Annotated in this window: 23 protein-coding genes and 1 pseudogene; 11 read left to right on the top strand and 13 right to left on the bottom strand. The window is 62.4% G+C overall.

Annotation, left to right across the window (positions count from 1 at the left end; all coding sequences use genetic code 11):
• Positions 1-35 precede the first annotated feature (35 nt).
• On the bottom strand, positions 36-404 hold the full coding sequence (locus tag B4383_RS09115) for a VOC family protein (protein WP_078290406.1): 369 nt from the start codon (positions 402-404) through the stop codon (positions 36-38).
• A gap of 63 nt (positions 405-467) precedes the next feature.
• Here B4383_RS09115 and B4383_RS09120 point away from each other — a divergent pair, with 63 nt between their 5' ends.
• Positions 468-947, top strand: a complete 480-nt coding sequence (locus tag B4383_RS09120; RefSeq protein WP_078290407.1) for a MarR family transcriptional regulator — start codon at positions 468-470, stop codon at positions 945-947.
• Between the two features lie 3 nt (positions 948-950).
• Here the strand turns inward: B4383_RS09120 and B4383_RS09125 are convergent, their stop codons facing one another.
• Together B4383_RS09125 and B4383_RS09130 are read right to left on the bottom strand one after the other, a co-directional pair.
• Positions 951-3,821 carry an MMPL family transporter gene (locus tag B4383_RS09125; RefSeq protein ID WP_078290408.1) on the bottom strand — a complete coding sequence of 957 codons (2,871 nt, stop codon included), beginning with the start codon at positions 3,819-3,821 and terminating at the stop codon, positions 951-953.
• The gene (locus B4383_RS09130) at positions 3,818-4,261 is read right to left on the bottom strand and encodes an MmpS family transport accessory protein (RefSeq protein ID WP_078290409.1); all 444 of its coding nucleotides are present in this window, start codon (positions 4,259-4,261) and stop codon (positions 3,818-3,820) included. The genes B4383_RS09125 and B4383_RS09130 overlap by 4 nt, the downstream gene beginning before the upstream one ends.
• A 65-nt stretch (positions 4,262-4,326) precedes the next feature.
• On the opposite strand from B4383_RS09130, the gene B4383_RS09135 reads away from it, so the two are divergent.
• Positions 4,327-4,941, top strand: coding sequence for a TetR/AcrR family transcriptional regulator (locus tag B4383_RS09135; RefSeq protein WP_078290410.1), 615 nt, complete (start codon positions 4,327-4,329; stop codon positions 4,939-4,941).
• 27 nt (positions 4,942-4,968) lie between these two features.
• Here B4383_RS09135 and B4383_RS09140 read toward each other — a convergent pair whose 3' ends face one another.
• The 3 genes from B4383_RS09140 to B4383_RS09150 all read right to left on the bottom strand — a co-directional run bounded on the left by B4383_RS09140 (position 4,969) and on the right by B4383_RS09150 (position 7,474).
• The gene (locus B4383_RS09140; RefSeq protein ID WP_078290411.1) at positions 4,969-5,514 is read right to left on the bottom strand and encodes a DUF5994 family protein; all 546 of its coding nucleotides are present in this window, start codon (positions 5,512-5,514) and stop codon (positions 4,969-4,971) included.
• A 230-nt stretch (positions 5,515-5,744) separates the two neighbouring features.
• The gene (locus B4383_RS09145; protein ID WP_078290412.1) at positions 5,745-6,593 is read right to left on the bottom strand and encodes a universal stress protein; all 849 of its coding nucleotides are present in this window, start codon (positions 6,591-6,593) and stop codon (positions 5,745-5,747) included.
• A complete protein-coding gene (locus B4383_RS09150) occupies positions 6,593-7,474 on the bottom strand; it encodes a slipin family protein (RefSeq protein ID WP_078290413.1) in 882 nt (293 codons plus the stop codon). The genes B4383_RS09145 and B4383_RS09150 overlap by 1 nt, the downstream gene beginning before the upstream one ends.
• 410 nt (positions 7,475-7,884) lie before the next feature.
• On the opposite strand from B4383_RS09150, the gene B4383_RS09155 reads away from it, so the two are divergent.
• The 3 genes from B4383_RS09155 (at position 7,885) to B4383_RS26620 (ending at position 9,748) form a co-directional block, all read left to right on the top strand.
• A complete protein-coding gene (locus tag B4383_RS09155; protein ID WP_078290414.1) occupies positions 7,885-8,688 on the top strand; it encodes a GAF and ANTAR domain-containing protein in 804 nt (267 codons plus the stop codon).
• A gap of 184 nt (positions 8,689-8,872) precedes the next feature.
• The gene (locus B4383_RS09160; RefSeq protein WP_078290415.1) at positions 8,873-9,433 is read left to right on the top strand and encodes a hypothetical protein; all 561 of its coding nucleotides are present in this window, start codon (positions 8,873-8,875) and stop codon (positions 9,431-9,433) included.
• A 156-nt stretch (positions 9,434-9,589) separates the two neighbouring features.
• The gene (locus tag B4383_RS26620; RefSeq protein WP_176126695.1) at positions 9,590-9,748 is read left to right on the top strand and encodes a DUF6307 family protein; all 159 of its coding nucleotides are present in this window, start codon (positions 9,590-9,592) and stop codon (positions 9,746-9,748) included.
• Here B4383_RS26620 and B4383_RS09165 read toward each other — a convergent pair.
• The 4 genes from B4383_RS09165 to B4383_RS09180 form a co-directional block, all read right to left on the bottom strand.
• Positions 9,745-11,016, bottom strand: a complete 1,272-nt coding sequence (locus tag B4383_RS09165; protein ID WP_078290416.1) for a fatty acid desaturase — start codon at positions 11,014-11,016, stop codon at positions 9,745-9,747. The genes B4383_RS26620 and B4383_RS09165 overlap by 4 nt on opposite strands.
• 101 nt (positions 11,017-11,117) lie before the next feature.
• A complete protein-coding gene (locus tag B4383_RS09170) occupies positions 11,118-11,369 on the bottom strand; it encodes a hypothetical protein (RefSeq protein WP_139360647.1) in 252 nt (83 codons plus the stop codon).
• 55 nt (positions 11,370-11,424) lie between these two features.
• Positions 11,425-11,604, bottom strand: a complete 180-nt coding sequence (locus tag B4383_RS09175) for a DUF6131 family protein (protein WP_078290418.1) — start codon at positions 11,602-11,604, stop codon at positions 11,425-11,427.
• A gap of 85 nt (positions 11,605-11,689) precedes the next feature.
• Positions 11,690-11,863 carry a CsbD family protein gene (locus B4383_RS09180; protein ID WP_078290419.1) on the bottom strand — a complete coding sequence of 58 codons (174 nt, stop codon included), beginning with the start codon at positions 11,861-11,863 and terminating at the stop codon, positions 11,690-11,692.
• A 410-nt stretch (positions 11,864-12,273) separates the two neighbouring features.
• Between B4383_RS09180 and arsC the strand changes: the two genes are divergently transcribed.
• Positions 12,274-12,615, top strand: coding sequence for an arsenate reductase (glutaredoxin) (arsC, locus tag B4383_RS09185; protein WP_078290420.1), 342 nt, complete (start codon positions 12,274-12,276; stop codon positions 12,613-12,615).
• Between the two features lie 230 nt (positions 12,616-12,845).
• Here the strand turns inward: arsC and B4383_RS09190 are convergent.
• Positions 12,846-13,930: pseudogene (locus tag B4383_RS09190) on the bottom strand (FUSC family protein); the annotation flags it as partial.
• Positions 13,931-14,054: 124 nt separating this feature from the next.
• Here B4383_RS09190 and B4383_RS09195 point away from each other — a divergent pair.
• The 5 genes from B4383_RS09195 to B4383_RS09215 all read left to right on the top strand — a co-directional run bounded on the left by B4383_RS09195 (position 14,055) and on the right by B4383_RS09215 (position 18,537).
• Positions 14,055-14,945, top strand: coding sequence for a LysR family transcriptional regulator (locus B4383_RS09195; RefSeq protein WP_078290421.1), 891 nt, complete (start codon positions 14,055-14,057; stop codon positions 14,943-14,945).
• Positions 14,946-15,101: 156 nt separating this feature from the next.
• Complete coding sequence (locus tag B4383_RS09200) at positions 15,102-16,286, top strand: NAD-dependent formate dehydrogenase (protein ID WP_078290603.1); 1,185 nt, start codon at positions 15,102-15,104, stop codon at positions 16,284-16,286.
• Between the two features lie 144 nt (positions 16,287-16,430).
• The gene (locus B4383_RS09205) at positions 16,431-16,805 is read left to right on the top strand and encodes a DUF4345 family protein (RefSeq protein WP_078290422.1); all 375 of its coding nucleotides are present in this window, start codon (positions 16,431-16,433) and stop codon (positions 16,803-16,805) included.
• Between the two features lie 4 nt (positions 16,806-16,809).
• On the top strand, positions 16,810-17,178 hold the full coding sequence (locus B4383_RS09210) for a hypothetical protein (RefSeq protein WP_078290423.1): 369 nt from the start codon (positions 16,810-16,812) through the stop codon (positions 17,176-17,178).
• A 78-nt stretch (positions 17,179-17,256) separates the two neighbouring features.
• Complete coding sequence (locus B4383_RS09215) at positions 17,257-18,537, top strand: acetyl-CoA C-acyltransferase (protein ID WP_078290424.1); 1,281 nt, start codon at positions 17,257-17,259, stop codon at positions 18,535-18,537.
• 68 nt (positions 18,538-18,605) lie between these two features.
• Here B4383_RS09215 and B4383_RS09220 read toward each other — a convergent pair whose 3' ends face one another.
• Together B4383_RS09220 and B4383_RS09225 are read right to left on the bottom strand one after the other, a co-directional pair.
• Positions 18,606-19,403, bottom strand: coding sequence for a mannan-binding protein (locus B4383_RS09220; RefSeq protein WP_139360648.1), 798 nt, complete (start codon positions 19,401-19,403; stop codon positions 18,606-18,608).
• An 18-nt stretch (positions 19,404-19,421) separates the two neighbouring features.
• A complete protein-coding gene (locus B4383_RS09225; RefSeq protein WP_078290425.1) occupies positions 19,422-20,090 on the bottom strand; it encodes a hypothetical protein in 669 nt (222 codons plus the stop codon).
• Positions 20,091-20,116: the final 26 nt, after the last annotated feature.

Below are 20,116 nucleotides of genomic sequence, written 5' to 3' on the forward strand. Positions count from 1 at the left end.
TCTACCCACTGCGATCGTCCGGTGGCGTGTGCCGATCAGGCGCGGTCGTGGAGAGTTATCTGGTAGCCGTCGGGATCGGCGAAGGTGAAGGTCCGGCCGAACGGGCCGTCAATCGGCGCGGTGACGATGGTGTGACCGTCGGCCGCGAGAGCGTCGTGAATGTCCTGGACGTCGGTGGCGTGCAGCCAGATCGCGGCGCCGATGCCGGGCTGAGTAATGGACGCGAGATTGGTGCCCGGGACGAGGTCGCGGAGCGCGAACGCGATTGGCTTCGTCTCGAAGACCACGGCGTGTGGAGGTCCGGCTTGTGAGCGGACGAGGCCGAGGTACTGCTCGTAGAACGCCTGCGAAGCGTCGAGGTCGCTTGCTTGAAGTGAGATGAAGTCGGGGCCGGTAACGGGCATGATGATGCTCCTTTAGTACGTGTCAGTTTTCTGACAAGCATCAATCTATGTCAGAATTCTGACATGAGTCAAGACGGTGTCGGCGTCGACCTGGAAACGTCACTGGGTTACCTGCTGAAAGAGGCATCAAGCGTCCTGCGCGTGGCCATGGAGGAGGTGCTGCGGCCGCTCGGGATGAGCGTGACGCATTACTCCTGTCTCGAGCTGCTGGCTCAGCGCCCGGGTTTGTCGAACTCCGAACTCGCGCGGGGCGCGTTCGTGACACGGCAGTCGATGAACGTACTGCTCCAGGCCCTGGAACGAGAGGGTCACGTGACCAGGCCTGCGGAGGCCCCTGTCGGGAAGGTTCTTCCCACGCGGCTCACGCCTCGCGGCCGACGGAGCCTGGAGAAGGCGACCGTCGCTGTCCGGTCCGTCGAGGTCAGAATGCTGGCCGGTCTCACCGACACCGAGCAGTCTAGCGCGTTCCGGATCCTGCAGAGCATGATTCATTCCCTGCGGGACGGTAACGGCGGCGCCCAGCTCTTGGCGCAGCCCGGTTGAGCGTTATCCGCCCGCCGGGATGGGTCCGGTAGCGTCATCGGCGCCAACGGGTTTCGGCCCAAATGGTTGCGGTAATGGGCGGCATCGCACATTGAGAGGCCACCAGAACCAGCGGCCCAGCATGGTGGCTATCGCGGGCGTCAAGAACGACCGCACCACCAGGGTGTCGAAGAGCAGCCCGAGGCCGATGGTGGTACCGATCTGGCCGAGAACCCGCAGATCGCTGAAGATGAAGGACGACATCGTCACCGCGAAGACCAGGCCAGCGGCGGTGACGACCCCTCCGGTGCCGGCAATCGCACGGATGATGCCCGTCTTCAAGCCTGCTCCGGTTTCTTCCTTGAATCGGGAGATCAACAGCAGGTTGTAGTCTGCCCCGACCGCCAGCAAGATGATGACCGCCAGCGGGAAGATGACCCAGTACAGCGGAATCCCGAAGATGTACTGCCACACCACTACTGACATCCCGAAGGAGGCCGCCAGCGATAACGCCACCGTTCCCACGATGACCATGGCCGCCACGAGACTGCGCGTCAGGAACATCATGATCAGCAGGATGAGGCCAAGCGAGGCCAGCGCGGCCATCATCAGATCGTATTTCTGACCGTCGGCGATATCCTTGTACGCAGAGGCGGTTCCGGCCACATAGATCTTGGCGTCGGCCAGCGGAGTTGCCTTGACGGCATCGAACGCTGCTTCCTTGATCGCGTTGATGTGCTCTATGCCCTCGGAGGTCTGCGGATCTCCCTGATGGGTGATGATCATGCGCGCGGCCTTGCCATCCGGGGACATGAACAGCTTCATGCCGCGTTTGAACGCAGGGTTGTCGAATGCCTCCGGTGGCAGGTAGAAGGAGTCGTCGTTCTTCGCGTCGTCGAAGGCCTTGCCCAATTCTGTTGCGGTGCGGGTCGATTCCTCATTCTGTGTGTTGGTGCCGTTGTTAATGGCGTAATTGGACTGGGTCAGGTCGCGGTTCTTCTCCTGAATCGCGATCTGCGGCGGTATGAGATCGACGAGTTTGGGCTGTAGCGCGTCGAGCTTGGTGAGACTCCCGGTCACCGATTGCAGCGCGTCGACCAGTTCATCGATGCCGTCGAGGGCATCGAAGATGGATCGCAGTGCGGCGCAGAAGGGGATGTCAAAGCAGTGCGGTTCCCAGTAGAAGTAGTTGCGTATGGGCCGGAACTGGTCATCGAAGTTGGCGATCTTGTCCCGCAAGTCCTGGGCGACCGCGACGGTCTGCTGGAATCCCTGGGTTTGTTCGTGCGTGATCGCGGCGCTCTGTTTCTGAAGCGCCAGTTGGCTATTCAGCACCGCGATGGTTTGCGTCATCTGGTCGGCCTGTTGAGACAGGTACAGGGCCTGGTTCTCCTGTTGAGACAGGTTCATCAGCTGGCTGGCGCTTGATGCACTGATCTGAAAGGGAATGGAGGAGTGGGTGATGGGAGTACCGAGGGGCCGGGTGATGGATTGGACCAGGGCCACGCCGCGGGCATGGAGAACGGACTTGGCGACCCGTTCCAGCAGGACCATGCCTGCGGAGTTGCGCATATCGAAATCGGTTTCGATCATGAGAAGCTCGGGGTTGAGCCGTGCGACGGAGAAGTGTCGTTCGGCGGCGGCGTACCCCACGTTGGAGGGGGTTGACGCGGGCATATAGATCCGGCCGTCGTAGGTGGTCTTGTATCCGGGCAATGCGAGCAGTCCAATGAGTGTCACCACGCACGAGACGACAAGAATGGGTCCGGGCCAGCGCACGATGGCCGTGCCGATCCGGCGCCAACCGCGCGTGCGCATTGCGCGTTTGGGTTCCATCAGTCCGAAGCGGGTGGCGATCACCAGTACGGCCGGCGCCATGGTGAGCGCCGCGACCAGGGTCACCAGCACGCCGAGCGCCGCAGGCACACCGAGGGTCTGGAAGTAGGGCAGTCGCGTAAACGATAGGCAGAGCAACGCGCCCGCAACAGTCAGACCCGATCCGATGATGACGTGCGCGGTGGACTTGAACATCGTCTGGTAAGAGGTCAGGCGATCCTCACCGGCGGAGCGTGCTTCCTGATAGCGGCCGACGAAAAATATCGCGTAGTCGGTACCGGCGGCGATGGCGAGCATAGTCAGAAGGTTCGTGGCGTAGGTCGACAAGTCGATGACGCCCGTATGGCCCAGTGCCGCAACAATTCCGCGCGCTGCCGATAGTTCCACCAGCACCGTCACCAGCACCAGTGCCGTGGTGGTGAGCGAGCGGTAGACGATTAACAGCATGATGGCGATGACCGCGAAGGTGATGATAGTGACCTGGGCAGAGCCCGCGTTGCCTACCTCGAACTGATCGGTGATCGTCGGGGCCTCGCCGGTTATGTAGGCCTTGACCCCGTCCGGGGCGGGCGTGTCCGCGACGATGCGGCGTACGGCGTCGACGGATTGATTGGAGAGCGCCTCACCCTGATTGCCGGCGACGTAGACCTGCACGTATGCGGCCTTACCGTCCTTGCTCTGCGAACCGCCCGCGGTGATTGGATCGCCCCAATAGTCGGCGACGTGTTGCACGTGTTCACGGTCGTCCTTCAGTCGCTGCACCAGCGTGTCGTAGAACTGATGCGCTTGCGCACCAAGGGGTTTGTCACTCTCGAGCACGACCATGGCCGAGCTGTCTGAGTCGAACTCGTTGAAGACCTTGCCGATATGCCGCATCGCCATGGTGGACGGTGCGTCGGCGGCATTCAATGGGGCAGAACGTTCTTCGCCGACCACTTCCAGCTGCGGCACGGAGGCATTGGTCACTGCCGCGATCGCCACCCAGAACAAAACAATGGGCACCGCCAGCCGGCGGATGATCCTCGCTGCCCGCGACTCCTGTGCGTGGCCGGCACTCATGCGGACTTGTCCAGACAGGTGGTGTAGCCGTTCACGATGGTGACGGTCCTTTCGTCCTTGACGACGCCGTCCACAGTGATGCGGCAGCCGGTTGCGTCACCAGTGCCCTGTGCGCGCAGGTCGGCGAACAGGGTGGGGTCGTTGGTGACAAGCTCGTGCGACCACGGCAGCGGCGCATTGTCGACGCGGTGCGGCTGCGCCATTTCATCAAGAAAGTTGATGGTCGCGGTGCTCCCGGCCGTGCCGAAGACCTCGAGCAAGACGCGCTTGGGGTTGTAGTTGGTGTTCTCCATGGCCTCGGTGCCGGGGCGGGTTAGCTCGATGTTCGAGCCGAAGACGCCGTGTAGCCGGGTAACGCCGAAGGCCACCACCGCCACTACTGCGGCCGCGACCAGTACCGTCCACCATCGTTTGAGCAGATTCCAGAACCAGCCTTGCACCAGCGCCCACGCCCTCTCGATAGTCGCTGACCGATCTATGCGGAACGGTACGGTACCGTACTCCCATGGTGAGTGGTGTGTCAACGGGGTTGACTAAGGCGGCCAAGAAGCGACAGGACTCCCAGTGGACCCCACGGGAGGTGGAGCTGCTCGCGGTCACCCTGCGATTGCTGCAGCAGCACGGATACGACCGACTGTCGGTCGACGAAGTCGCCGCGGAGGCCAAGGCGAGCAAGGCCACGATCTATCGGCGTTGGCCGTCGAAGGCGGAGCTGGTGCTGGCGGCCTTCATCGAGGGAATGCGTGCGCAGCTGGTTCGGCCGAATACCGGCTCGCTACGCGAGGACCTGTTGCAGATCGGGATGAACGCACTCGCGGACGTGCGGCGCAATACGCCCGTCATGCGTGGTCTGCTGATCGAGATCGAGCGAAACCCCGAATTGACCAAGGCATTTCGGACGAAGTTTGTCGATCAGCGCAAGTTGCTGCTCGACGACGTACTTGCCGCGGCCGTCGAACGCGGTGAGATCGATGCGGCCGCCATCAACGAGGAGCTCTGGGATCTGCTACCGGGGTACTTGGTGTTCCGTTCATTGATGCCAGTGAGATCGCCAACGGCCAGCACGGTCCGCACGCTGGTGAACGATGTCATTGTGCCGAGTTTGACCCGAAAGCTCTGACGCGCCGATTTCTAGCTCTGGTGGGGTTTACGCTCTGGTACCTGCGGCGCGGCGTTGATCGCGGTGTTCGACCATCTGTGCGCCGCCTTCAGAATCCCATCGGTTCTGCGCCGCGAATGTATCGATCCACGTGCCGAGTTCCGTTGGGTTGGCCGGTAGCAGTTGGGCGACGGTCGCCGTGTTGCCGGGAGCGGCCGCTGTCATCATGGTGGTGTGGGCGGGTACGGCCTCCGTGTCCGGTGGGACGATCAACAAGGTGAGATGCGCCCCGTCCGCTCCCTCGACACTGATGGTGTTACTCGGCTGGCTAAGTGACCAATTCAGATGGGTTAGGCGATTGAGAAACAGTATCCGCCGCGAGTCTATCGACCACTCCGAGACCCGATACGTGATCCGGTCGATCGAACCCAAACGGACACTGAGAATCCTGAGCAGCTGTGGCAGCTCGCCCATCAGATCCCTGGAGTAAGGCCACCATGCGCCATCGACGTGCCCGGTTGGTGGTGCCTTTGGCTTCAATCGCAGACGAACGGCCGGTCCGCTTCGGGGTTTAGAAAACACATGATGCGTCATCAGACGCTCCTACCCTGGGCCCCGTAACCGGGACCATTTTTCCGACGACACAGCACCCTATCGGTGAGCGAGTATCTGAACACCGTCGTATGCGCCAGTTTACTCCTATTGATGGAACGAATGAAGAAGGATCAGGTTGCCGGTTCTCCCATGCCAGTACGCCAAATCCATTGTATTTCTGCAATTCTGGGCCAGTTCTGGATGATGTAGATGCCACTTCACAACCCGCACTAAGGCCGTACGACAAGAACCGAGCAGCATTGTTCACGTGATGATCGGCAGAGCCGGACCGCCTGCCTGGCCTCCGATGTACCGATCACCGCGAGCGCAATTGGTTCGTGGCAGCGGGCGATAAAGCGGGCGATTCGGGCGCGGGTTGTCACCGGGTAGATGTGAACGTCGCCGTATTGCTCATGCAGGCTGGCGACGCGGCGCTCGAGTTCATGATTCGTCCCCTCGCCGAGTTTAAGCGGCCAAGTGCTTATGGCAAGTACCGGTAGCTGACGTAGCCGCGCCTCGCGTATGGCGTGGTCAACGACATTCCGGTTGTCCTTAGAACCATTGAGGCACACAGCGATCCAGTTCTGTCGGCTAGCGTTCCAGCTGCTACCGGCCGCTGCGTTTTCCAGCACGGATAGCTCTGTCGGCTGGTCCGGCATCGGTGCGCGAGCGATCAGAACGGGACAATGGGCGCGCTCGGCGAGCCTGGTGGCCGTCGAGCCGAGGGCCGCGTGCGCGAATCGGCCGGCGCCGATACAGATGAGACTGGCACTTCTTGACTCGAAGACAAGCGCGTCAGAGGGCAGTCCGCGGATAAGAATGGTGTCCACTTTGACCGGCTTGCCGATCGCCTCGATCGCAGCTGCGGCTGCGCGTAAAGATGATTCGGCGAACCGTTCATCATGCCGACCTTCGGCTGCGGGTGATTTCGTGGTCACGAGCGGTCGCGTCACGTGGACAAGGCTTAGCGGCACATCACGACTAATCGCCTCGTCAATCGCTGATTCGGCGGCGAAAAGAGCGGCCTTCGACCCGTCGATTCCGACCACCACTGGCCCGCTCTGGTCAGTATTGAACATCAGAGCCTCCAGTTTTCGGGCTCCGCGGAGTCTGCTCGTCGTCCGGCGTTGGCCGCAACGCCGTTGATTTCGTCCGCAACCTGATGGGGCGGAGGCGACGACCTGGCGGCGGCCGCGCCCTCGTGTGAGAGGAACGCACCGAGCTCGGCAATGGTTGACATCAAGGGAGCGGGGAACACAACCGTGGTGTTTTTGTCGACGCCGAGCTCGACTAGGGTTTGCAGGTTGCGTAGCTGTAGTGCCAGCGGATGGGCCATCATGGTGTCCGAGGCCGCACCGAGCGCGGCTGCTGCTAAGGACTCGCCTTCCGCAGCAATGATTTTCGCGCGCTTCTCCCGCTCCGCCTCGGCCTGGCGCGCCATCGCCCGTTTCATACTATCGGGCAGCTGAATGTCCTTGAGCTCCACCAAGGTGACCTGGACACCCCACTCGATGGTCGTGACGTCAAGAATCCCGCGAATATCAAGGTTGATCTTCTCGGTCTCGGCCAAGATCTCGTCCAGCGTGTGCTGGCCAACCACCTTGCGCAGCGTTGTCTGTGCGATCTGATTGATCGCCGCATGCACATTCTCAATTCCCACAACAGATTTCACCGCATCAATAATCTTGAAGTAGGCCACGGCAGACACATCGACGCTGACATTGTCGCGGGTGATGATGCCCTGAGACTGAATCGGCATCGTCACGATCCGCAATGAAATACGATGCAACACATCGACAAATGGGAAAATGAACCGCAGGCCAGGTGCTCGTTGGCCGATCACTCGGCCCAGCCGAAACAGCACGCCGTTCTCATATTGTTTGACAATACGAACGGACATTGCCAGTGCCAGCAGGCCCAGCAGTATCAGGATGGCTGCCACGATGATCGGAGTCTTCATGGCCGTGCCCCTGGTGCATCAGGTCGGAGACTGGGTGGCGAACGCTGCGATAGGCGCGGGGGCAAATCAGTCGAGCTGGGCATGGCGATCCCGACGGGCAGACGATCACCGGGTATGTCAGGACTCGGAGCTCTCGCTCCTCGAGTTCTACGGCGGGCAGCAGAACCTTTCTCAGACCAGCTGTAATTCTCAGCTGCCTTTGACGCTACACCCCGGTGATTCAACGCGCTACGCCGTTTCTCCGAGCACCCAGATGCATTCGGAAGTATCCACTTTCAAAGTCGGCACCCGGTGTTGCTAGTCGTTCGCGGCCCTGACGGGTAGTCTCGGAATGACGAGCTTTCCGGGCGCGGCTAGAGACGATGCTCTGGGCAGAGCTAGAGCCGAACTATTGAGCATGGGCAAGAGCAGTGGCTGATTTTCGCGAAGGGGCGCCCGATCCGGTGATTGGGCCGACGAGTCCGGATTACATCAGCGCCGACGTTGTTGATCTGCAGAACGCTCTCGGTGATCTGGCTGGCCTGGTGGCGGGCAGTCAAGGGTTGCCTGAATTACTTGCGGAGGTAGCAACTTTCGCAGTGCATGCCATTCCGGGTGCTGATGGTGCCGGGGTGACGCTGTTGCGGGTGGACCATCCGGACAATATGGTCGAAGCGCTGGCAGCAAGTGCGCCGTTTGTCTCTGAGATTGACCACATTCAGTACACCATGCTTCAGGAAGGCCCCTGCATCACGGCGGCACTGGAGCGCCGCACGGTGCGTTCCGGCTCATTGGGAGGGGAGAGAATGTGGCCACGGTTCGGTCCTCGCGTAGGCAGGCTAGGGGTGCACAGCGCTCTTTCGCTACCGCTGCTATTGCCGGGGCACGTGGTCGGCGCGATCAATGTGTACTCCCATGGCAAGGACGTCTTCGATGAGCGGGCGGCGGAACTGGGCGAGCTGTTCGCCAAACCGGCCGCGGTGGCGGTACGTAACGCTCAATTGCTCGCTCAAGCAAGGGCTTTAGTCGCACAGTTGCATACAGCTTTGTCCACGCGACCGGTAATTGATCAAGCGATCGGCCTGCTTAGAGGGCGCAGCGGACGCAGTGCCGAGGACGCGTTTACGCAATTGCGGGCGATCAGCCAAGCCGAGCACCGCAAGTTGGCGGACGTGGCGCAACGCATCGTCGATGAGGCGGTTCGCCGGGCGCGCGCCCGGCACTCGGCGCGCTGAGTTCACTGCCTGTGGCCGGTAGCGGAGGCGCATTGTGTGTACCCGCGTAGGGTTGAAAGTGGAGTACAGCGACGGATACGGGCCCTGACCCGCACACCCAGGTTCTCCGCGGCGCACAGCAATCGCGATGCGCTGTATTGCCCGACTCGACAGCGCTCGGGAGCGCTTAGGGAGTATCCGCCTCGTGAAGATCACTGCGGCGATGGCCGCTGATCTGGCGATCCTCACCCAGGCGTTGGATGCGCCTGGGGCCAACGTTGCCGATAGTTTGCGCCAGTTGGCCGCAGATGCTGCTGCGGCGATACCGGCCTATCTGGGCTTGAGTGTGATTGTCTCCGAAAGTGATCTGCCGATCACCTTCACTCTCATGGCCGATGGGCCAGCGACCGTAGACATCCGTGCCTCGCTGCGCATAATGCTGTCGGGCGGCCGGAACCGTCTTCCAGTTGCCCTCGTTCTGCATTCTGGAGTGCCGGGAGCGTTCGTCAAACTCGCTGCAGACCTGGCCTTGCTCGTCACGCAACCACTGACTGACCTCGTCTTTGACCAGGATCTCACCGTGGTAGACAGTGCGAGCGCCAACCAGCTGCAAGCAGCTACCGACATCAACCAGGCCATCGGAGTTCTAATCGGCCGCGGCTACACGCCCCAACTGGCCTGGCAGCATCTTGACGCCCAGGCTGTCCGCATCAGCACCAGCCGGCACGCCATCGCGCAACTCATCCTCAGCGAGAGAGATGGCTGACGCATCACTTACGTGCGGATTACTCGAAACATGAGGCGTCACTGACGGTAATGACACAAACGCCTGGGCCCGTCCGTGCGAGGAGTAGCGTTGACAGTGTCAGGCGGAGCATCCTCGCGGTGCTCGAAACAAGCCTGACTGAATAGGACAGAGATCATGGATTCTCAGACGACCTTCACCTCTCCTTATGACAAACGCGTTGAATTGGTTAAGCAAGCGCTGATGTCTGCGTCATCGCTCGACAGCAGTACCGCCGGCGAGCTTGCGGTTGAGGTTCTACGTGCCTTGAACTCAATTCCCGAAAAGGTGCGCTAGCGAAGGTATCTCGGTGATCTTCCGGTGTGCGGGCGATGCTTCCACTGATGCACCGCCCTGATCGCGGATTTCAACCCCTGACTGCGGGCGGTACTTGCCTGACCGTCCGCTAAATCCGGCCGGAGTTCGGCGAACATCCGCTCGCTTCGGGTCTCTGGCGCGTCATCGGGGGTGTCACGCAGGTACTTGTCGGGCAGTGAGAGCTTGGCGATGGTGCGCCACGTCTTGGCGTATTGCATCAGGAATGATCCTGTGGTGTAAGGCAAGTCGTACTTGTCGCATATCTCACTGACCCGGATGGCGATCTCGTGGAGCCGGTTGCTCGGCAGATCGGGATACAGATGGTGTTCGATTTGGTGGCAGAGGTTGCCGCTCATAAACCGCAGTGCTGGTCCCGCATCGAAGTTCGCGGCGCCGAGCAACTGGCGCAGGTACCACTGTCCTCTATGCTCACCGGCCATGTCGGTCTTGGTGAATTTCTCTGCGCCATCGGGAAAGTGGCCGCAGAAGATCACGGCGTTGGCCCAGATGTTGCGGATCACGTTGGCGATAGCGTTGGCCGAGAAGGTCGAATTGTAGGTCGCGGCGGGCGACAGTGCGGTCAGCGCCGGGAAAGCGACGTAATCCTTGAACACCTGTCGGCCGGCCTTGATCAGGAACTCGCGGATCTGCACAAGAGCGATCTTGCGGTTCGACTGGCCTGTGAAGAACTTTTCAAGTTCCAAGGATTGCAGGCCGATTCCCCACTCGAACCCTATCGCCAGGACAGCGTTGACAAACAGGTTGCCGAGGTGCACCGGTGACCAGCGCTGGTCGCGGGTAACCCGCAGCACTCCGTAGCCCACGTCGTCGTCAACGCCGAGGATGTTGGTGTACTTGTGGTGCATGACGTTATGAGTCAGTCGCCAGTGCTTGGACACCGCGCTCATGTCCCACTCCCATGTCGAGGAGTGAATCTCGGGATCGTTCATCCAATCCCATTGGCCGTGCATGACGTTGTGGCCGATCTCCATGTTCTCGATGATTTTGGCGGCGCCGAGCGTCGCAGTGCCAGCCCACCACGCCGAACGATGTGAGCTGGCCGTCAGCAAGACTCGGCCGGCCACCTCGAGTCCGCGCTGCGCGGCAATGGTGCGACGGACGTAGCGCGCGTCCCGATGACCACGGGACTCCTCAACGTCTAGGCGGATCGCGTCCAGTTCAACAGCCAGGCTTTCAATATCGGCGTGTGTCAGGTGGGCGAACGCCGGAACGTCGGTAATCGCCATAGTTTCCTTGCTTTCTGCCGAACCACCGCACCCACGTGCACCTCCCGGCCCACGTCATCGACCGAAGTGCCGGTACGTCGTCGGTGTGGTTTGGCGGACTGTTACAGGTTCTGCGCTTCTTTGGGGACGGCGCCCGGAGTTTCACCCTCCTGCTGTGTTCCCGCGTCTAGCGTTTCTGCTCGGTCTTGCTGCTGGTTGAAGTGATCGCGGGAGGTAGTGCCTTGGCCACGGATGGTCCCGGTCTTGTTGTGATGCTGCTGCTTTCGCATCCTTTGGGCCTGCCATGCCAACACGATGGAGAGCACGAACAGCCCAACCGAGACGACGGCGATAGCAAGGGAGATAGTGCTCATGTGTGTTTCCTTGGATAGGTCGTCCATGGTCAGTTGCGTTCGCGCACGCCTCGGGTCAGTAGTAGTGGCGCCGGCCGCCAAGTGCGTGTCCCGTCCGCCCCGCGACCATCAAGACCACGCCGACGACCAGGAGGATGACCCCTAGGACTAGAAGTATGTGGGCGAAGGCGAAGGTAGGGACGAGGCTGGGGAGAAGGAGCCCCAGGGCGATAAGGACGATGCCTAGAACGATCATGATGTTTGCCTAGTTTCTTTGCGGATGTTCGGAGAGATGAGACGGGATCAGACCTGGTCGTCAGCGTGGTCGGTCGGGCCGCAGCTCAATGTTTGAACGCGTCTTTGACGTTTTCTCCTGCTTGTTTGACGTTGCCCTCGAACTGATCAACGCGCCCCTCGACCCGCAGGCGGCTGTTGCCGGTGGTGCGGCCGAGGTATTTCTTGACGGCGCCTGCTGCCGCTTGGGCTTTGTAGGTGATCTTCTTGCCGATGCTCATGTGGGGATTCCCTCGTTTGGGTGATCGCGAGCCGTGATGATGGCGGACATGGGTCGCTGGGTGCGATTCGTATTCGCAGGAGTCATCGTGTCCTTCAACCACTTTGGTGGACGAAGAGCGATCATGGCAGACCTCTGGCGCAGCTACGATCACGGAAATGTTGGGTTGCGGAGCGAATGCTCCCGGAACTCCGCGGCGGACGGCGAAATTCTTCCCAGACCAGCTGAAATACCCAGCTATCTGTGATGTTACGCCACCTTAGCCCTTCTGCACATAGGTGGATTCCGCCGACGAAATCGCGCCGACTAATGACATGACGACGCTTGATTGAGCTGCAATTCGTCGCGCACGTTTGGCGTCCGGCTGGTGTTTCAAGGCCGAATTGTCGGTTGCGCTAGTAAGTTGAAGCTGTGGACGCAACGATTTACCACAACCCCAGGTGCACGAAGTCCCGTCAGGCGCTGGCCCGGCTCGAGGAGGCGGGTGCCACCGTCACCGTCGTGAAGTACCTCGATGATGTGCCCACCAAGTCGCAGCTGAAGAAGCTGATTCTGGACGCGGGCCTTACCGTGCGTGAGGCAGTGCGTACCGGTGAGGCCGAGTACAAAGACCTCCGCCTGGCGGATGCGTCCGATGACGCCTTGCTTGAGGCCATGGTTGCGCACCCTCGCTTGATCCAGCGTCCCTTCGTGGTGACGTCGAAGGGAACCCGGATGGCACGCCCCACTGAGGCCGTCGACGAAATCCTCTGATTCTGCAGATGTCCTGATTTCGGGCAGATTTGGCACGTAGCTGTGGGCTCGGGCAAGTAGCTGTCGGCACGATAGGTCATATGAATCCAGAATCTGCCAGCAACAACCTTGGGGGTGCGTTGCGGGGACTGGCGATCGGACGGCGTCACTTCATTGGCCGCACCTAACCTCCTCGCCAAGGTGAGCCGTGAGGAGACACTCCCCGCGCCAGCGCTGCCGCACTGGTGGCTCTGACCGGCGGCTACATGAGCGTCGGCGCCACCCGGCTGGCCAGAGATCTGGCGCAGGTCTAACGGACCGCGCCCCGTCTGCCCACCAGCGCGGCGGCAGGCACTCCGGCGGCGACGCCCATTGCGGTGTCTAGGCCGCGATACAGCATGAGGGTGAACGGTTCTGTGGGGTCGGCCAATTCGGTCATCAGCATCACCAGCGGGGTGAAGAAGCCGATCGCCAGCGCGTAGTGACGTGCCATGAACAGCTCGGTGGGGAACAGCAGCGCTATCACCAGTGCGCCTACGGCGACAGGTGGAAGCCCCAGGGCTAGCAGCGCTCCGGTGAACATCAGGCCCGCTAGGGTTCCCACGATGCGGTGTGCGGACCGTGCCAGTGCTCCCGATACCTCTCGATTCGACGGCCGTCCGGGGTCGATGGCGGCCAGTGGCACGGCTGCGGCTGCCATCGCCCAATTGGCGTGATCGAAGCCCAGTACTAATCCCGCCCCTCCGGCCATCGAGACGGCTAGCGCATATCGCAGTGCATGGGTGCCGGTACCTGGGGGCAGGCGACGGTGCTGCACGCACGGAGTCGAGATCCCGCTGGGCGACCCGACGCAGCCGATCAGGACCGACAGCAATGCTGTCGCCACGCACAGTCCGATGGCACTGAGCGGAGCCACGAGGTCGGCCGGAACGGTGGCGGTGGCGCCGATCGCGAAAAGGAAGAAGAAGGGTCCCGTTGGCCGCAGACGTAGTGCGTCGGTCACCGCTGACCCTGCCGTCGCGAACGCCACCTCCACCGCTACCAGCATCCAGGTACTCGCACGCAGCGACGAAAGCGTCACTCCGAGAGTGACTCCCACGCAGAGGAGACCACCCGCCTGTATCCGCTGGCGTGCGCGGTACCAGCCAGATTCGGCGCGGCCATAGATCCCGGCGAAAGAGCCGAAGACGATGTACACCAGTAGCTCGGGCCGGCCCATGGCCAGCAGCAGCACGCCGGGCAGGGCCAGACCGGCCGCCACCCGGAGTGCGTGCCAGTGGTCTTGCCGGCCTGGCCGGGCGCCTATCCGGGGGCGCGTCCTCGCGGATGCGTCCACGGATGTTCTCCCAACCTCGGGTGGTGACAATGGGGACCAGTGTGTGAGCGCACCGGTGCGCCTGTCCAAGAGACATTGCCGCTGAGGCGATAGGCAGCACCGATCGCTAGTGGTAGAACGAGTTATGCAGTTCCGTCAGCTTGAGTATTTCGTGGCCTTGGCGCGGGAACGACACTTCGCTCGGGCGGCGTCGGCGTGCTACGTGTCCCAGCCGGCGCTTTCGGAGGCAATCCGCAAGCTCGAACACGAGCTGGGCGTTCCGTTGGTACTGCGCGGATCGAACTTTGAGGGCTTGACTCCGGAGGGGGAGCGCCTGGTCCTCTGGGCGCGAAGGATTCTCGCGGACCGTGACGCGCTGGAGCATGAGGTGACTGCACTGCGCAGCGGACTCACCGGTGAACTGCGTCTGGGTGTGGTGCCCGGCGCGGCCACCCGGGTCGCCCTGATGGCCGATGCGTTCTGCGCCGAACACCCGCTGGTGCGGGTACGGATCGAATCGAGCCTGCGCTCCGCGGAGATCCTGGACCGGATCCGCCGGTTCGAACTCGATGCCGGTGTGGTCTACGACGATGGGCTGCAGACCGAAGGGCTCGAGCTGACCCGGCTCTATGAGGAGCGGTACGTGCTGGTGGCGGGCGAGGGGTTGTTGCGTGACGCCCCCGACCCGATCGACTGGTCGCAGGCTCTAAGCCTGCCAATATGTTTGTTGCACAAGGGTATGCGTGACCGTGATCGGATCGATGAGGCTGCTGCCGAGCATGGACTGACGGTGTCGCCTCGCCTGGAGGCCGACTCCGTCGCGACACTGCTGGCCCTCGTCGGGACGGGCCGCTGGGCGGCGATCGTCGCGCGGACCTGGTTCGCCACCGTGCCGGCACCGGCAGGTTCGCGAGTCGTGGAGCTGCAGGCGCCAACACTTGGCTCGCCGGTGGCCCTGGTGCGCACCGCGGGTGAGCCCGCGTCGCTCTTGGCGCGTGCACTGGCGCAGACGGCGGCACCGCTCGACCAGCCCTGATCGGCTCTACCTATTGGGCGGTCGGAACTTGGTCTTGGACACCCCGTCACTGCGCACCGGACACTGAAGATGCGTCGAAATGAACGCATCGGATAGCTGGAAAGCCGTCTGCATCAATAGAACTGGCGGCCCTGCGACCGCCGTGGAGGAGTGGTCATGGCGAAGATCTTGTGTGTGCTCTACCCCGACCCGGTAACGGGCTATCCGCCCGTATACGCCCGGGATTCGATCCCGATCATCGGCGGTTATCCCGATGGGCAGAGCCTGCCTACCCCGTCGGCCATCGATTTCACCCCGGGTGAACTGCTCGGATGTGTATCCGGGGAGCTTGCCCTGCGCCGTTATCTGGAGGCGCAGGGGCACGAGCTGGTGGTTACCTCCGATAAGGATGGGCCCGACTCGGTGTTCGAGAAGGAGCTGCCCGACGCTGATGTGGTGATCTCCCAGCCCTTCTGGCCCGCGTATCTCAGTGCGGAGCGGATTGCCAAGGCGCCCAAGCTGAAGCTGGCATTGACGGCGGGCATCGGCTCGGACCACGTAGACCTGGATGCGGCGATCAAGGCGGGTATCACCGTCGCCGAGGTGACGTACTGCAACAGCATCAGTGTCGCCGAGCATGCCGTCATGCAGATCTTGGCACTGGTGCGTAATTACTTGCCTTCACACCAGCGGGTAGTCGACGGCGGCTGGAACATCGCCGACAGCGTTGAGCGGGCCTACGACCTCGAGGGGTTCGATGTCGGCATCATCGCGGCCGGGCGCATCGGGCAGGCGGTCATGCGTCGGCTCCAGCCATTTGGTGTGCGGCTACATTACTTTGACACTCGTCGGCTGCCCGCCGAGGTGGAGCAGGAACTGGGGCTCACGTACCACCCGGATGTGCAGTCTCTGGTCGGCTCCGTGGACGTCGTTGACATCCACGCCCCGCTGCACCCGCAGACCTATCACCTATTCGACACGAACCTGATCAACTCCATGCGTCGCGGCTCGTACATCGTGAACACCGCCCGTGCCGAGATCGTGGTGCGCGATGCGGTGGTCGACGCCCTGCGCAGTGGACAGCTTGCCGGTTACGCCGGCGACGTCTGGTACCCGCAGCCGCCGGCCCCCGATCACCCGTGGCGCACCATGCCGCACGAGGCGATGACGCCGCACGTCTCCGGCACCACGTTGTCGGCGCAGGCCAGGTATGCGGCCGGGACCCGGGAGATCCTCGAAGACTTCTTTGAGCGGCGGCCCATCCGTGACGAATACCTGATCGTCGAGGGCGGCCAGCTGGCCGGTACCGGCGCCAAGTCCTACACCGCGGATGGCTCGGCTAGCCCCGGCGCGGGCACCTAGCCCACACACGGGCCGCTGTCGGGGACGGATTTCCGGACAGCGGCCGGGTTGGCGGCGCACCTCAACAACAGTTGGCATGGATCCGGCCGGATCTGGCATCGATTGGCAGTGCCTGGGCCTCCTCGTCCTGGCACCATCGCCTTCATGAGCCACAACACAACACTGCGTAAAGCGGCGGCCGGGATTTACGCGGGAATCGGCATTTTTGCCCTGGTGAAACCCGCACTGGTGCCGCAGATGTTCGGCGGCAACGCACCGACCAGCGAGTCACGCACCGAGATTCGCGCCGTGTACGGAGGCATCCCGTTGGCCTTCGCGCTGGCCCTGGCACAGGCTGGTGACGACAGCCCCCGATCCACCGGTCTACGTGCCGCAGTTCGTTATGCCAGCTATGGCATGGGGCTGACGCGATTGGCGTCGGGCGGGTTTGAACGTCGGGTAAGGCCGTGGCCCACCGGATTTTTCGCAGCGTTGGAGGTGGCCGCGGGTGCGGCGCTCACGGAGCGATCGGACACCTGACGATATGAGCCTTAATGGAGCATTGCGAGGAATCGCGGTCGGACGTGTCGCTTCGGGAATCGTCGGTCTGGCGGCACCGCAATTGATGGCGCGGTTGAGTCGTGTGCCAGTCACCCCTGAATTGTCTTATGTGACAAGGATATTTGGTGCACGCGCGCTAGCGCTGGGCGTGGGCTATCTAACATGCCCTGAGTCGGAGCGGCCGCGCTGGCAGCGATTGGCGCTGATGGTCGACACCATCGACACCACTCACGGTGTCGCCCACGTGGTGCGTGGGGATCTGCCGCGACCGGCGGCGGTCTTCTGGGCGACATTCACCGGCGGCTTTATGGCCTTGGGTGCGTCCAAGCTTGCCAGTGATTTAGTGTCTTGACCGGGGGGATCGATGCAAATTTTTACGTTTGATGCACCCGCGTAAACGGGCAACTGACTCGCGAGTAAGCTCGCCGCCATGACCGCTCCTGCCAAGCGCCGCGCCGTCATCGTCGCGGGCGCGCGCACTCCGTTCGTCCGGGCCTTCGGCGACTTCACCCGCATCGACACCATCGCACTGGCCGACGAGGCTGTGCGTGGTCTGCTCGATAACACCAAGATCTCCTCCCATGAGATCGAGGCCATCGTGTGGGGCGGTGTCATCTTGCCGGCGGGTGCGCCAAACATCGCTCGTGAGATCGCGCTCGATCTCAAGCTTGGCCACGGAGTCGAGGGGCACACCGTCACCCGTGCATGCGCGTCCGGTCTGCAGGCCATCACCACCGCGGCCGCGGCGATCGAGCGTGGTGAGTATGACGTCATGATCGCCGGTGGTTCCGATTCCACCTCCAATGCCGGAGTCAACCTGCCGCAGAAGCTCATTCACGCCGCAGCCCCGCTCGCCCTGGGTAAGCCCAAGCCGAAGGACTATCTCGACGCCGCGCTGAGCCTGGCGCCGTTCACCGGACTGCTGCCGCGCCGGCCCAAGATCGAAGAGCGGACCACCGGTGAGGTGATGGGGGAGTCGGCCGACAAGATGGCCAAGATCCACGGCATCACCCGCGAGGCGCAGGACGAGTTCGCGGTGCGCTCGCACCATCGCGCGGCCGCCGCCATCAGGTCGGGACGCTTCGATCGTGAGGTGGTGCCCGTCAACGGCGTTACCCGCGACGGACTGGTCCGTGAGAACACGAGTGTGGAGAAGCTCGCGACACTGAAGCCGGTCTTCAACCGCGACGGCACGGTGACCGCCGGTAACGCCAGTCCGCTGACCGATGGTGCTGCCGCCGTGCTGCTGATGAGCGAGGAGAAGGCGCGTGCGCTTGGTCTGCGGCCGTTGGCCGCGTTCCGGTCCTGGAGCTACGTCAGCGTCGATCCCGCCGACGAGGTGCTCATCGGGCCGGCCATCTCCATGCCGCGGGCGCTGGAGAAGGCGGGACTGACCCTCGCCGACGTGGACTACATCGATATCCACGAAGCCTTTGCCGCGCAGACCCTTTCGGTGCTGGAAGCGCTCGGCTCCAAGAAGTGGGCGGCCGATCGGCTCGGACGCTCGGAGGCCGTCGGCACACCAGATATCGACAAGGTCAATGTGCACGGCGGCTCGGTGTCGATTGGTCACCCGTTCGGTGCCACCGGCGCCCGCATGGTCACCACCATGGCCAACGAGCTGGCGCTCAGCGGGAAAAGCACCGCGCTGCTGGGCATCTGTGCGGCCGGTGGTCACGGCGCCAGCGCCGTGCTCGAACGCGTGGAGTAATCCTTCAGAAACGGAAAATGCCCGCCTACAAGCATTGTCGCTCGTAGGCGGGCATTTTTGACTGCGTTCTAGCCCCCGTACCCGGGCTTCAGGATCGGTGCGATGGCGCCGATCGGGATATGCGCCTCCACGGTACCGCCGTCCATCGAGTACACCCGCTGGCCCGGGGAGTAATCGATCGGATAGTCATGGGCGACTGGGTAATCCGGCATGTAGATGATCAACTCGTCCGGTGTCAGCGCCCAGGCCTTGTAGGCGCCTGAATACACCTTGTCCGGAGTCCACCGGTCGGGCGTGAACGGATAGGTCTGTGGGGTATGCCCCGGCGCCGCCCGGTCCAGTGCCTCGATGATGAAGGGTTCGGCGATCGGCGGGATGGCGTTCAAATCGCCGCCCTTGAGAATGTCGGCGAGCATCAGGCGCTTGCCACCGTCGTAGTTGAAGGTCCGGTACGCGTTGTTCACCTGCGGACCATTGGCGTGATAGTCCTCGTGAAACACGATCGACGTGGTGCTGCCGTGGTTGAAGATCTGGAAGTTCTCCTCGCCATAGCTGTCCTGAATCATGTCAGCGCCCTTGGCTTTCCAGTTGTTGTACAGATTGCGCAGGTACTCACGGATGGCGGGGTTGCTGTCCACCAACTCGGGGATGGCGACCTTGATATCGCGATCTGCCTTACGCGGCGAGGTCACCACTGTGTGGCAGTAGAGCCCGTCGAAGTTGCCACCGAGTTCGCCGCAGAAGGACTGCGCCGATGCTGACGCCAACGGCGCGCTACTGATCGCCGCGCTGATTACCAGGGCAGCGGCTGCCCCTCCCGTAACCCCTCGGGCTACCCGCCCGGTGAAGAGCTTAGAAATCCGCATGATGACCTTTCCGGCGGTTTACAGGTACTCCAGCTTGCTCGCTAGCCAACGGCCATCGATCTTTTCCATGGTGATCTTCATCCGGCTACGGTCGATCCGCGGATCGGGCCGCTGGGTGTTGGTGATGCTCTGATCCACCATCATCAGCAACACAACCTTGTCCGGAGACTTGTATTGGATCGCCGAGTTGACGACCTTGCCGTGCGCGGCGGCCTTATTGTCGATCAGCAGCTGACGCAGCTGCACGCTGGCCTTGGTGAACTCGTTCTTGAGATCACCGGTGGATCCGTTGAGGATCTGCCGGAAGTTCTCGTCCACGCTGTTGGTGTCGATGCTGGTCAAGATCTCCGTAAAGGGGACAGCGATCGCCTGAGCCTGTTCTCCGGCCGCGTCGATCTGGTGTTGCTGCCAGACCTTCCAGCCCACGACACCCGAGAAGACGAGAGCGCCCACCAGGATTGCCGCGACGGCCCCGATCACGGCGTAGCGCACCCACGTCACTGCTGATGGCGAGCCCTCTTCGTCGTCAAGGCTGGGCGCATCCGAATCAGACACAGCGGTCGATTCGGCATCGTCGGTGTCGGTCGAGTTGGTCTCCGCGGCAGTGTCCGCGGCTTCCTTCTCGTCGACCTTGTCCGTGTCGGCGTCGCTTGTGGAGTCGACGTCTTCTTTGGTCATAGCGACCACGGTAGTAGCTCCTTGAATCTGATTCG

Origin of the sequence: Mycobacterium sp. D16R24, from assembly GCF_002013385.1 — a bacterium.
Lineage (GTDB): Bacteria > Actinomycetota > Actinomycetes > Mycobacteriales > Mycobacteriaceae > Mycobacterium.